This is a genomic window from Tianweitania sp. (genome assembly GCF_032053605.1).
In the GTDB taxonomy this organism is placed as follows: Bacteria; Pseudomonadota; Alphaproteobacteria; order Rhizobiales; family Rhizobiaceae; genus Tianweitania.
Map to the genome: position 1 here is coordinate 1 of NZ_DAMBUH010000013.1, position 13509 is coordinate 13509.

The window sequence follows — 13509 nt, forward strand, 5'->3', positions numbered from 1 at the left end:
TGGCGTCATGCGCCGGAATGTCTGAGGTAAGATGACATAGTACATCATTTGCCAATGCGTGAGGCAAAGAGACCTGCTTGCGTTCCACTGGCCTTTTTCGATGGACTGAATACCACCCCGAAAAATCTCAGCGGAGAAGGCGGCCATGTAGAAGGTCAAACCGCAACCGGCTGCGAGCCAGGCAGGCATGTTGATGTTCAGCGCCATGGGAAATGCGTAGTAAAACCACACGATCTGGATCAGCGCCGGTGTACATCGAAAGATGCCGATAAAGACCGAAACAGCAGCTCTGGCTGCGCGAATGCGGCTGACAAGAAGAAGGCCGAGGATCAATCCAAGAACCAGACCGGCCACCGTTGTCGCGAGGCCGTAACCGATCGTTACGGCTATGGCCTCAAGCCAAGCGCTTGGGTTCCAGACTGCGGACCAGTCGAACTCGTAGTTCATTTGACATTCCCGAATTGTTCGGAAGGTAGCCGGTCGCAGACCTGCGGCCGGCTGAACTTGTGTCCTTAAAACTGGACTTCGGGAGGAATGACGCTCGTGTCGAAGCCTGCGTTGTCGAGAACCTTCATGAAGATGCCCTTGATCTCGCCGGATGCCTGCTTCTTCTCGGACCAAGGTTTCAACCACGCAGCCAGCTTGTCGGCCTGCTTGATCACGCCTGCAGACGATCCCATCGATTGCACCGGCGTCGGAAAGACGATGTCGCCGAACGAATTCGCTGCGTTCTTGTGAACATTCAGACATCGAAGGGCGTCGGCGCCCATCAGATCGGCGCGACCGGACTGCACGGCCAGCGTCACCTCCGAATACTCAGACAGCGTGATTTGCGTCGCCTTGGGTGCAAGCTTCTTGAACGCTGCTTCAATGCTGGTGCCGGTAACCGTCGCGATACGAACTTCCGGTTTGTTCAAGGCTTCCCAGGTTCCATCGGACTCGAACGACTTCCCCGTAACGCCACAGAAAGCAAGCCCATACATGGGGCCAACCATGGTCAGCGCTTTTTCCCGTTCAGGCGTCGCACTCATGCCAGGCCAGATATCGATCTTATTTGACTGCAAGTCCAGAACAACGGTTTTCCAGCTGGTTTCTCGAAATTCAGGCTTGATTTCCTTGCCCATTTCTTTCGAGAGATCGGCCGCCATAGCGCGGCAAAGATCGATCTCGTAGCCTTCCCATTGGCCAGTCTTGCGGTCTTCCCAGGAGCCAACCGGATCGTTAGGGATCGCGCCGCAGACAATCGTGCCGGCAGCCTCGATGCGGTCCCATACCGGATCGGCGGACGCCATGTTGATGCCCGCCAGTCCGAAAACGGTTGCGAGAAGGGTAGTCTTCAAAGAAATGCAAAGTTTCATGGTATTCCCCTTTTTTTATTATCCGTTCATCTCTGCAGGTTTTTCCAGGCGGTCGTGTCAGTCTCTCCGCATTTCGATGCCGGCGCGCGCATAGATGTCCTTGATATCGCCGCCGATCTTCTTGACCTGTGCATCATCGGCCATGATGTGAGGGCTGCGTGTCATCCCACCTGGGCGGCCGATGGCATTCATAGCGCTTTTAACGAAAGCGAAGTTCGCGAGGCCCGAGCGCGCGAGCAAATGATACATCTGATCGATCACCTGCTGATTGCGCGAAAGCGCATCGAAATCCTTGTCTTGGAAGGCTTTGTAGTAGTTCACCACTTCACGAGCGCAGAGATTGGAAATGGTCGATACGATGCCGCTACCACCGCGGGTCAGCAGAGCGCTGGCATAGGGTTCGAGGCCGGCAAAATGCGCCAGCCGATCGCGCGTGGCATAATAGACTTCGCTGACTGCGTAGAGATCGCGGGCGCTTTCCTTATAGGCGGCGACGTTTGGTAGTTCGGCGAGCTGGGCAGTCAGGCTGGGTGAAAGACTGACGCCGACACGCGCGGGATTGTTGTAGACCATGATCGGCAGACCAATTTCGCCGACCTCCCTGAAAACCTTCACGATCTCTGTGGGTGTTGGCAGGCAGTATACGGGTGGCAGCACCATGCAGCCATCATAGCCGCCGTCCTTGGCGATCCTCGTCAGTTCGAGGGTTTCGCCATGATTGGTCGATGAAGTGCCCGCGATCAGAGTGCCGCGACCTGCCACCAAGGTCGAAACGAACTCGAACAGGCTTGCCCGCTCGGCTACCGACATCGAGTAGTATTCACCGGTGCTGCCGCCCACCACAAACCCGGATACGCCTTCGGACAGCAAGAGCTCTACGAGCGACTTCAGTTGTTCCTTGTTGATGGCTCCATCCGCAGCGAACGGCGTTGCGAGGGCTGGAAGAACACCCGACCAATTGACTTTACCCATTGCGACCATTCCTGTTCATATTGCCTTAATTTGATATATCGTATGACTGTGTGGTTTGGGGTGTCAAGCGCCAGTGTGGGGTTTTAAGCCATTTCGAAAGGAAAGAATTCTCTGCCTGACATCAGGAGGGGATTACCGTAGCAACCACCGGGGAACGGTTCCCATGCAGATAACCGCGTACCTAACCGTTATCATTAGGCACACTTTCCGGTCGGTCTTCACAGCCCAATAAGGAATGTCTCTAGCCGAGGCATTCCTCTTCGACGTGTTCTAGATACGCGCGGTAACGGTCTTGACCGTGTAGTACGCCTTCAGACCTTCCAGGCCTTTTTCGCGGCCGAACCCGCTGTTCTTCGTGCCGCCGAATGGTGTTTCCACACCGCCCGCGAAGAACTGGTTGATGAAGACCTGTCCGGCAGAAATCTTTCGGCTGAAACGCAGCGCCTTGGAGACATCCTTGGTATAAATTCCCGCGACCAGACCGAAGTCAGTGCCTTCCGCCAGTTCTAAGGCGTGTTCGAAATCCGCAGCGATCTGAACGGTCAGCACGGGTCCGAAAATTTCTTCCTGCACACATTTGGTGGAGGAATCTCCAGCGAGCAAAATCGTTGGTTCGAAGAACCAGCCGTTCAGCTTGTCTGGGCGCTTGATGTTGCCGCCGGTCAACAACTCTGCTCCAGCGGAAACAGAATCTCTTACGATCCCTTCGATCTTCAACAATTGCTGCTTGGATACGACTGGTCCGATGTTCGGGTTATCTAGTCCGTGACCAAACGTAAATTGTTCAATGCGCTTGATGAGTTCGGAAAGGAATTTGTCGGCGACACTCCGTTCTATCACAAGGCGCGAGCCTGCCGAGCAGACCTGTCCGGCGTTGGTGAAGATCGCCTTGAGCGTGCCCTCAATCGCTGCATCGAAATCAGCGTCGGCCAGAACCACGACCGGTGATTTGCCACCAAGTTCCATCGTGGTTGAGGCAATATGGGACGCCGCCGACATCATCACGGTTTTTCCGGTATCGACGGAGCCAGTAAACGTCACATGCGCGATGCCGGGATGCTGCGTCAGCGGAGCGCCGGTCATCTTTCCCGGACCGCAAACAACGTTGACGACGCCTGCCGGAATGCCGGCCTGTTCCAAATAAACCGGCAGCATCAGCGCTGTCAGCGGCGTTTGTTCAGCAGGCTTGATGACCGCCGTCGCACCAGCAGCCAGGGCCGGAGCAAGCCCGCGCGCCGTCGTCACCAGCGGAAAATTCCATGGGATGATATGGGCCGTGGCACCAATCGGTTCATGCATGGTGAATGACACGAAGTCAGGGCCAAGCGGGATGGTGTCGCCTTGCAGCTTGTCGGCGATGCCGGCATAATACTCGAAGTAGCGCGCAGACGTTTCGATGTCGCCCACCGCTTCGCGCAATGGCTTACCGCTATCGAGGCACTCAACAGTTGCGAGCCTTTGAGCATCTTTGCGGATAGCCTGAGCTACGCGGTTGAGCATGCGACTGCGCTCGGCGGGTGTCACACTCGCCCAAGCACCTTTCAGAGCTATTCGCGACGCCTCGACAGCTTCATCAACGAGGTCGGTACCGCTGACGGGAACGTCGCAAAGGACTTCGCCGGTTGCTGGATCGTAGCTCGGATGCGCATCACCAGACACTTTCCGGCGCGTGCCGTTGATATAAGGGCCGAGCGCAATGCCCTCGATATGGCCTTGGAACGTCATTGCTCTTCCTTCGAATTCCAGGGGTTAAATTCATCGGGTTCCAGCGCAGGGCCGACGTCGGCGTCCGCGGCCATGAGGCCGACCGGAATAGGCTTTATTGGCGGGCGCATTCTGGGATGCGTTTCAATTGCGTCAGGCGCTAGATCCATCAGGGCTGAAGCCGTGTGCAGGCAGTTCCGTCCCTGACAGCGGCCCATTCCAAGACGGCTGGATATCTTCAGGGCGTTCAGACTGCCCCGGCCGCGATTGGGATCAGCAAGGATCTGCCCCAGCGATAATTCTTCACATCGGCATATGATGGTTTCGTCGGTTGCCGCGCGCAGGGCTGTTGGCATTCGATAGGCGAGATTGAGTTTCCGGCGATAGGCATCAAGCTTGCGGTAGCCAGCTGACAGTTCGGACGGGGCAGAACTGCCGAGGATCGCGTGTGCTGCGATACGACCTTCGAGAATTGCGACTTCAACACCGCCGATGCCAGCGCCATCGCCGATCGCATAAATGCCGGTTTCGCTGGTGCGCAGGCTGGCATCGCGGCTGGGGACCACGCCATTGAGGCCGGCGTCATATTCCATACGGCAGCCGAACACCTTTGCCGCTTCCGTACCCGGCATGAGGCCATAACCGGTGACCAGCGTTTCGGCGTCGATCCATTCGAGCCTGGAACGATCCGGCTTGCCATCGAACCCGACAGGCGCAATGCCGACCGAGGTGACGTCGTATACGCCTTTGGCCTCCGCGACCATGAAGCCGGTTTGAAAACGAGCACCCGACGTCCAGATGCGTTTTCGATAGCCGATGCCGATGCCGAGGATCTTGGGCGCTGCAAGAAGGCCGGCAAGGGCCGCAGATGCCAAACGAAAATCCGACTGTGCTTCAACGACGCGCACGACGTTTGCGCCGGCTGCAATCATCGTCGCTGCCGCCACGAGGACGAGGGGTCCGTTGCCAGCCACGACAACGCGGCCCGAAGGCACGAGGCCATGGGCCTTTGCGAGATTGAGACAGCCCCCGGCCGACATGACACCAGGAAGCGTCCAGCCGGTGAAAGGGAGTGAGCGATCCTGCGCACCGGTTGCAATGACGATGCCGCCTGCCTTGATGCGACCGCTTCCGGTCCTGCCAGCATAGGCAATCGTCATAGGTGACGGCGTGCCCCAGACGGTGGTCGACGGGAGATAGTGAACACTAGGTTTTGCTAGAACCTTCGCCAGCTCGTCGAAGCGCTGTTTGTCGCGCAGAAGCTTTGCGTCGGGCGTTACGTGATAGGAACCTGGAAGCTGCCTGAAGTATTGCCCGCCCGCATTGATATTGTCGTCGATCAGGACGATGCGTTGGCCGCAGGCTGAAAGTTCATTGGCGCAGGATAAGCCAGCCGGCCCGGCGCCGATGATGACGACAGGTTCGCTCATTCGAATGGTCCGTCGGCAAAGCTGATGATTTGACCATCCACCACGGGATGGGAGCAGCTTCGGATCACGCCCTGGCCCTCGACATGAACAGCACATTCCCAGCAAAGGCCCATGCCACAGAAGTAGCCGCGATCATTTCCTTGAATGCGGGTTTTACGCATCGTCTGGATACCGGCTCTCATGATGGCGGAAGCGATAGCTTCGCCCGGCCAGGCCGTCAGGTGCTTGCCTTCAAAGGTGAAGCTGACGGATTCCGCAGGCGGCTGCACACCATCGATCAAGCGCATGCTAAGCCGCATCTGCAAATCTCCCCGGATCAAAGAGATCGATGGGCTTCGATGCTGTTCCGGTAAGAATAAGCTCGCCCAGAAGCTGGCCCAGCAGCGGGCCCATTGTGAAGCCGCCGCGCGCGCAGGCAGCGCAATAGATATTGTCGTGGCCATTGAGCTTGCCGAGATAGGGTAGGGAGTCGGGCGTCACGCCTTCGTAGCCAGCCCAGCTTCGCACGACATTCAGCGACTTCAAGCCAGGGATGACCCGAATAGCCAGTCGAAGATTGTGGATGATCTGGTCGTAGCTGATATCCTTGCGAAAATCGTCGAGTGTGCCGATTCCCTGCCAACCGCCACCGATAAGGCAGCTACCGTTCGCGACCTGTTTAAGGGTCAGCACGCCTCTGGCATGCGTCACGATCTTCTTGATCGTTGGACGAGCTGGCTCGGTGACCGAAACCATGTTCACGTCGAGCGAGATCGGCAGTTCGACGCCGACCATCGCGGCGATGCGGCCAGACCAAGCCCCTGCCGTGATGGCCAGTCTGTCGCCTTGAAACTCACCACGCGATGTCCCCACAGTTATACGATCACCGCTTTGGATGGTATCGACGTGTGCGTGCTCGATCAGCGTCACACCCGCCTCCTCGGCGCTCCGACGAAGTGCCGGGCCGACAAGAGTGGGGCTGGCATATCCATCGTCTTCGCAATAGGTGGCAGCAACGCAATCTTCCGAGATCCAGGATGCATGCGTCCGTAGGTCCGATTTGCTCAACCGCATGGTGATCAGGCCGACTGCTTGTTGTTCAGCGGCAATTTTGTGAAGCCGTTCGGCTTCAACGTCATCCATCGCGATCTTGTAACCGCCCGAACGCCGAAGACCCAAGTCTGTGCCCAGGCGCTGAGCAAGACTTTGCCAGGTTTGCCATGCCCATAATGTGTATGGAACGAGGGCAGGCAGCTTGTTTTGGACAGCAAGAGACCCAGCGTTCACCGCAGAGGCCTCGCCCCATGCCTTGCTTCGATCCACAACCGCAACCGACTTTCCCGCATCGGCCAAAGTGAGGGCGCAGGACAAGCCAAAAACTCCGCCGCCGATGACGATAACGTCGAATTTTCGCGTGGGGAAATGTGAACCAAGAGCCTGCATCACGGCCTAGATACTGGACTGCGCGAATGCTTCGATCATGACAAGGTTGGACGTCGTTTTATCGTCCCGTCGAGCAACAAGCCTTGGCACTTGCTTGAAAACCATTACATCGTCCTGTAAGCTGTCAGAAATACGATATATCGAAATAAGGCAAAGTCAACTGCCCGGTGGTTGCTGGCCTATTTATTTGGAGGTGGTTGCGCGGCTTCGCCGGGAAGGCTTTGCGACCCGGCTGCGAATGTACTGCCGCAAGGCATGTTGTGACGACGCCAGATCCGCAAGCAAAGCTGTTCGAAGAGCTTCAGGGTCGCGCAGCCGAGCCGCCTCGATGATGTCTTCATGACGTCGGTGGGCGGAGCGGCCTTTATGCAGGATCGGATACATGTAGCACAGGGTCGGGCCGATCCTGAGCCAAAGCATTCTTACGATTTCAAGCCGAAGAGGCGAGCTCGCATGGGTATAAATGGAAAAGTGGAAGTCCGAGTTGAGTTGAAGGACTTCCTTGTAATTGCCTGCATCGAGCGCTGTCAGAAACTGCTCCTGCGTATCGGCTAGGAAAGCGACGTCTTTGTCTGAAAAATGGGGAGCAGCGCTGACAGCCATGTCGCCTTCAAGCGTTCTGCGAATTTCGAAGATTTCGTCGATCTCCGTTTCACTTCGCTCGGGAACGATGATCGCGTTCTTGTCTGTGATGCGAAGGACGCCATCGGCCACGAGGCGAAGCACAGCTTCGCGAACTGGCGTGACACTGGCCCCGATTTCGTCGGCCAGTCGCCTAATGTTCAAGCGCTGGTTTGGAGCGTAGGAGCCCGAGGATATGGCTCGTGCGAGCTGTTTATAGAATTGCTCGGCAAGCGTATCGCCCCGGGAGAGCAACTCATAACTTGGTGCGTCGAAAGACAGATCCATAACGTGCTCAGTTATTCCAATCCTATATGCAAGCAATATATCAAATTGTGGCGTAGAAGCAATTCCAGGCTCGGGATTGTTATGATGGTCTGACGTTTGAACCCTCTAATCGGATGCACCGCGTTCCGTTGCTGCCACTTGGCGGAGCCATTGGCGAAGATGGGTTCCGGCCGGGCTCAAAGGGCGATTGTCATTCCAGGTGAGATAGTATGCCCCGGGTGCCGAGATTTCGAGATCGGTGAAACGGACAAGGCGCTTTTCTTCGATGAGGTTTTGAACAAGGCGATGCCAGCCCATAGCAACGCCACGCCCGGCTTGCGCAGCTTGAAGCGCGACGGAAAACTTGCCGAACCTGCGTCCTTGTAGGGCATCATGCGCGATGCCGGCGCGCCGCAGAAATTCGCTCCAACCCGGCCAGTCCGGATCGACCCAATCGACATGAAGCAGCGGACGTTCGGCTAAAGTGGCCGTCGTCGTTTCGCAGTGCAATGTTGCGAAGTTGGGGGAACAAACGGGATAGATAATGTCGCCGAATAAGAGTTCGGCACATTCATCCGGCCAAGCGCCGAAGCCGTAGCGGATACGCAAATCAACTTCCGCCCGACGATAGTCGCGCGGGTTATCGGAGATCAGGTGATCGACATCAATGTCTTCATGCTTCCGCCAGAATTCCTGCATGCGGGGGATTAGCCATAGCGTCGCGAACGCGTCTGAGCATGCGATGGTGACGGTTCTAGCACGGTTGCCTCGCTTGATGCCCCTGACGACTTCGGCGGCATTGGAAAAGCCTCGCGCAAGAACGCCGTAAAGATCCTCGCCCGCGGGGGTCAACGTTACGCCGGTACCTGAACGCGTGAACAACGGCGCGCCCAAATCATCTTCAATGGCCTTGATCTGCTTGCTGACGGCACCCGGCGTGACGTTCAGCTCGCCGGCTGCCAGCTTGAAGCTGAGATGGCGGGCCGCAGCTTCAAATACGGCAAGCGCCGTTAAAGAAGGCAGATCATAATATCTGCGCACCATGCGCTACTTCCTGTTCGAGAACCTTGCAGTCGGCCCAATACTCAACACCCGGGTGAGACTTTTGCGCTAGGTCAAGTCTGCCCGGTTCAGCCATAGTTCTAGCTGCCGGGGAGGAACATGCCCGCCTTCCTGCGACATGGAGGCTGTCGGCAATGAATGTTCAAGCAAGCGCTGCAAGACGTGGCGGACGGGAAGCGCGCAGAACAATCCGCACGACGCCCAAGTTCGAAATGCGCCCAGCGCTTCATCGAGGCCTGCCCGTGGTTGAGCCTATGGATGCAGAACAAGTTGAGCGCATCCATGAAGCGTCCTTGGCCATCCTTGAAGATGTCGGCGTCGTCTTTCGCGACCCGATCGCGCTGGAAGACTGGAAGAGGGCCGGAGCGGATGTGCGCGGCGAACGCGTTTACCTCGATCGTGACCTCGTCATGGATCTCATCAGAACCATTCCGCCGACAATCACGTATTTCGCGCGCGATCCTTCCAAGAGTGTCGAACTGGGCGGCCAAAAATCTATCTTCGTGCCGATGACCGGTGCTCCTTATATGCGCGACCTCGATGATGTCAGGCGGGGACCGACACTTGCCGATCTCGGTACATTCCACAAACTCGCCCAGATGAGCCCTGCGCTGCATTCATCAGCGCACCACATCGTGGAGCCGATGGATGTCGTGGTATCTCACCGTCATCTCCACATCACGTATTCTTCCATGAAGCATTCCGACAAGATCTTCATGGGCATGACAACCTCGCCCAAGAACGCGGAAGATGTCCTCGACATGTGCGAGATCCTGTTCGGACAGGAGTTTCTGGAAACTCATGCTGTGACCACCGGCAATTGCAACGGCAACTCGCCGCTTGTTTGGGATCAAGTCATGCTTGGCGCGATGCGTGCATTTTGTCGCCGCAACCAGCCTGTGCTGTGCTCACCCTTCGTGTTGGGCGGGGCCAACACACCGGCATCCACTGCCGCGGCTGTCGCGCAACTGAACGCGGAGGCGCTTTCAGCGCTGGCCTATACACAGGTGATCCGCAGGGGATGCCCGGCCATCTACGGGCATTATCTCTCGACGGTGTCGATGCAATCCGGCGCGCCGATGGCGGGTACGCCCGAAATCTCGCTGATGAACTTCATGATCGGCCAGATGGCGCGGCGTTACAACGTGCCCTGGCGCACCTCCAATCTGCTTGGTGGCGCCAAGGTGTTCGATGCGCAAGCTGGTTATGAGAGCGCCATGACGATGATGGCCGTGTTGATGTCGGGCGCTCATTACATCTGGCACTCTGCCGGCTGGAACGAGGCGGGAATGCATTGCTCCATCGCGAAGTTCGTGGTCGACGCCGAAGTCTGCGACATGGGCTACCGCATGACGCAAGGCATTCAATGGGACGATTTCGATGAGGCGCTGGCAGCAGTTCGCGACGTTGGACCTGGTGGCCACTATCTCGGGCATCCCCATACGCAGGCTAATTTCGAACGCGCATTTTTCATTCCCCATCTGTTCGACAACGCGTCGATCGAGCAGTGGGCGGCTGCGGGCTCAAAGGATATCAAGCAAAGGGCGCTGGAATACGCTCGTAGCCTCCTTGTCGACTACCAGGAGCCGAAGCTTGACGAGGCCAAGGATGAGGAATTGCGCGCCTACATTGAACGTCGCTCGCGCGAGATCCCAGCGGTCGAGGCTCTCAACGAAGATTATTGAGCGATCGAGAGGCTGAACGTTCGACCTCTTCCAAAGCTCCTATCCGAGGCTCATCAGTGCTGCCGTTGAGCGATATAAGACTTTTTGTGTACTGAGAGTATACAATAGTTGACGGCTGCCATGTACCTGTGTCTAACTCTGTTTCGAACAAGCTCAGGTTCTCCTTTCCATCGAAAAAGAGGGTCGCGTGAAGAACGGCAAGCGCGGACTGTATGAGGATCTGAAACGCCAGATCCTAACCAGCGAACTCGAGCCGGACCAAGATCTGGACGAGGTCAGCATCGGGGAACGCTATGGCCTGTCTCGTACGCCGGTGCGGGAGATTTTCCATCGCCTGGAAGGCGAGGGTTATGTCGATATTCGAGCTAATCGCGGCGCTCGCGTTTCCTCGATGAGCCATCAGACGCTGAGACATTTCTTTCTTGTTGCCCCGATGGTCTACGCAGCGATCGGCCGCTTGGCCGTCCATAACTACAAGCCAAGGCAGCTCGAAGAGCTTAGAGATACGCAGGAGCGGTTTCGTGCCGCCAGCCTAAGCAAAGAAGCGACTGGCATGGTCCTCTCGAACAACCGCTTCCACGAAATCATCGGCGAAATGTCGGGAAATGTTTATCTTCAGCCTAGCCTCGGCCGGCTGTTAATCGACCATGCCCGCATCGGTCACACGTTCTTCAGGCCGCGCAACGACGACATGGCGAAACGCCTCCTGCTTGCCGTTGAGCACCACGACCTCTTCATCTCCGCCATTGGATCCCGAGACGAAGACGCTGTGGTCGACCTTGTTTTCGAACATTGGGAACTGTCGCGAGAGAACATGGAGATGTTCATCGCACCGGCAGGCATGAAAGCGGACACGCTGGTGGATCGTGCGGCTGCAGATATGGAGAATGTGTCTTGAAGTTCGAAGGCATCTATACGCCGGCCATCACGCCATTTGATGAGAAGGGCGAGATTGACAAAAAGGCGTTTGCAGCCGTTCTCGAATCCCTGATCGAAGCCAAGGTGCACGGGATCGTTATCGGCGGTTCAACGGGGGAATATTACGCCCAGACGTCACAGGAGCGCTTCGATCTCGCAAGGCACGCCAAGGAGATCATCGGATCGCGGCTGGCGCTAGTCGTCGGAACAGGCGCGACCCGAACCGAGGACTCGGTGGAATATGCCAAGGCCGCGAAGGACATTGGTGCCGACGCGATCCTCGTGTCCTCTCCACCTTACGCCTTGCCCACCGAACGCGAGAACGCGGTTCATGCGCTGACGGTCGACCGCGCCGCAAACCTGCCGATCATGCTCTACAACTACCCTGCGCGCATGGGCATCATGATGGGCGAGGAGTACTTTTCCCGGGTCGCCAAGTCCCGCAATGTCGTTGCGATCAAGGAAAGCTCCGGTGACGCTGCGAACCTGCATCTCCTGGCGCGCAAATTCCCTACCATCTCTCTGTCTTGCGGATGGGACGACCAGGCTCTGGAGTTCTTTGCCTGGGGCGCGCGAAGCTGGGTGTGCGCCGGTTCCAACTTCCTGCCGCGCGAGCATGTCGCCCTTTATGAAGCCTGCGTCGTCGAAAAGAACTTCGACAAAGGGCGCGCCATCATGACCGCGATGCTGCCGCTGATGGACTTCCTGGAAGGCGGCAAGTTCGTTCAGTCGATCAAACATGGCTGCGAGTTGATCGGCCTTAAAGCCGGGCAGGTGAGAGCCCCACTCCGGGGGATGACCTCGGAAGAAAAACGCACACTCCAGACTGTCGTTACCACCTTGAAGCGCACGGTCGCCCAGATCACGTCGGGAGCCAATCATGCATGAACCTTTGACCGCTGCCGAATATAAGGCGATCGCTGCAACCATCGAACTGCCGACCAACGCCTTCGTGGATGGCGCCTTCCGCCCCGCAGCGTCGGGCAAGACGTTTCCGTCCACTAACCCGGCCACAGGCGAGACGATCGCGGAAGTTGCGGCTTGCGATGCGTCCGACGTCGATTATGCTGTGGCCAAGGCCAAGCAGGCCTTTGATGACGGGCGTTGGCATCTGAAGTCACCCGGCGAACGCAAGGCCGTTCTGCTTAAGTTCGCCAAGCTGCTCGAGCGCAATCGCCATGAACTTGCGGTCATGGAAAGCCTGGACAGCGGCAAGCCGATCCGGGAATGCCAGACGGTGGATTTGCCGGATACGATCCATACGATCCGCTGGCATGCCGAATTGATCGACAAGCTTTATGACCATACGGCGCCGGTTGGATCGCAGGCCTTGGCTCTGGTCGTGCGCGAACCCATCGGGGTGGTGGGATGCGTTTTGCCGTGGAACTTCCCGCTCCTGATGCTGGCCTGGAAGATCGGCCCCGCACTGGCTGCCGGCTGTTCGGTCATCGTCAAGCCGGCTCTGGAAACCTCGCTCACCACGCTGCGCGTTGCCGAGCTTGCACATGAAGCTGGCATTCCGGCCGGCGTGTTCAATGTCGTCACCGGCGGGGGCAGGGAGGGCGGCGAGCCGATCGGCATGCATATGGATGTCGACATGGTTGCCTTTACGGGTTCAACTGCGACCGGCCGACGCTTCCTGCACTATTCCGCAGATTCCAACCTCAAGAAGGTGGTTCTGGAATGCGGCGGCAAAAACCCGGCCGTTGTGCTCGACGATGCGGAAGATCTCGATCTCGTCGCCGAGCAGGTAGTCAACGGCGCCTTCTGGAACATGGGCGAGAACTGCTCGGCCTCTTCCCGCCTGATCGTTCATGCGAAGATAAAGGACGAGCTGCTCGAGCGTATGGGCGCCTACATGCGCGAGTGGCGAACCGGGGATCCGCTCGATCCTGACAACCGGATCGGCGCGCTGGTCAGCACGACGCATTTCGACAAGGTGAAATCCTTTTTGGATAGCGCGAAGGACGAGAACCTTTCGGTCGTCCACGGTGGCGAAACGCAGAAGGGCATCTATGTCGAGCCGACCGTAGTAGATGGGGTGACGCCCGCAAGCCGGTTGTTCCAAGA

The 13509-nt window shown here is 57.6% G+C and carries 13 protein-coding genes; 4 read left to right on the forward strand and 9 right to left on the reverse strand.

The features are described 5' to 3' along the window. The 9 genes from RTX98_RS05065 to RTX98_RS05105 form a co-directional block, all read right to left on the reverse strand. Positions 1 to 447, reverse strand: a 447-nt coding sequence (locus tag RTX98_RS05065; protein ID WP_312795041.1) for an ABC transporter permease subunit, incomplete at its 3' end; no start/stop codon positions are given. 65 nt (positions 448 to 512) lie between these two features. Further along, entirely contained in the window at positions 513 to 1358 is an 846-nt protein-coding gene (locus tag RTX98_RS05070; protein ID WP_312795043.1) for a transporter substrate-binding domain-containing protein, read from the reverse strand. 57 nt (positions 1359 to 1415) lie between these two features. Then, complete coding sequence (locus RTX98_RS05075; RefSeq protein WP_312795045.1) at positions 1416 to 2330, reverse strand: dihydrodipicolinate synthase family protein; 915 nt, start codon at positions 2328 to 2330, stop codon at positions 1416 to 1418. 270 nt (positions 2331 to 2600) lie between these two features. Continuing rightward, positions 2601 to 3989 carry an aldehyde dehydrogenase family protein gene (locus tag RTX98_RS05080; RefSeq protein WP_312795047.1) on the reverse strand — a complete coding sequence of 463 codons (1389 nt, stop codon included), beginning with the start codon at positions 3987 to 3989 and terminating at the stop codon, positions 2601 to 2603. 62 nt (positions 3990 to 4051) lie between these two features. Then, entirely contained in the window at positions 4052 to 5464 is a 1413-nt protein-coding gene (locus tag RTX98_RS05085) for an NAD(P)/FAD-dependent oxidoreductase (RefSeq protein WP_312795049.1), read from the reverse strand. Continuing rightward, complete coding sequence (locus RTX98_RS05090; RefSeq protein WP_312795051.1) at positions 5461 to 5751, reverse strand: (2Fe-2S)-binding protein; 291 nt, start codon at positions 5749 to 5751, stop codon at positions 5461 to 5463. The genes RTX98_RS05085 and RTX98_RS05090 overlap by 4 nt, the downstream gene beginning before the upstream one ends. A gap of 1 nt (position 5752) precedes the next feature. Continuing rightward, entirely contained in the window at positions 5753 to 6886 is a 1134-nt protein-coding gene (locus RTX98_RS05095; RefSeq protein ID WP_312795125.1) for an FAD-dependent oxidoreductase, read from the reverse strand. A gap of 183 nt (positions 6887 to 7069) precedes the next feature. Further along, positions 7070 to 7795 carry a GntR family transcriptional regulator gene (locus tag RTX98_RS05100; protein ID WP_312795053.1) on the reverse strand — a complete coding sequence of 242 codons (726 nt, stop codon included), beginning with the start codon at positions 7793 to 7795 and terminating at the stop codon, positions 7070 to 7072. A 105-nt stretch (positions 7796 to 7900) separates the two neighbouring features. Beyond that, positions 7901 to 8818: a LysR substrate-binding domain-containing protein gene (locus RTX98_RS05105; RefSeq protein ID WP_312795055.1), complete on the reverse strand. Its 918-nt coding sequence runs from the start codon at positions 8816 to 8818 to the stop codon at positions 7901 to 7903. Positions 8819 to 8970: 152 nt separating this feature from the next. On the opposite strand from RTX98_RS05105, the gene RTX98_RS05110 reads away from it, so the two are divergent. The 4 genes from RTX98_RS05110 to RTX98_RS05125 form a co-directional block, all read left to right on the forward strand. Beyond that, positions 8971 to 10521: a trimethylamine methyltransferase family protein gene (locus RTX98_RS05110; RefSeq protein WP_312795057.1), complete on the forward strand. Its 1551-nt coding sequence runs from the start codon at positions 8971 to 8973 to the stop codon at positions 10519 to 10521. A 187-nt stretch (positions 10522 to 10708) separates the two neighbouring features. Next, the gene (locus RTX98_RS05115) at positions 10709 to 11419 is read left to right on the forward strand and encodes a GntR family transcriptional regulator (RefSeq protein WP_312795059.1); all 711 of its coding nucleotides are present in this window, start codon (positions 10709 to 10711) and stop codon (positions 11417 to 11419) included. Then, a complete protein-coding gene (locus RTX98_RS05120; RefSeq protein WP_312795061.1) occupies positions 11416 to 12327 on the forward strand; it encodes a dihydrodipicolinate synthase family protein in 912 nt (303 codons plus the stop codon). The genes RTX98_RS05115 and RTX98_RS05120 overlap by 4 nt, the downstream gene beginning before the upstream one ends. After that, a partial coding sequence (locus RTX98_RS05125) for an aldehyde dehydrogenase family protein (protein ID WP_312795063.1) occupies positions 12320 to 13509 on the forward strand: 1190 nt, incomplete at its 3' end. The genes RTX98_RS05120 and RTX98_RS05125, both read left to right, overlap by 8 nt.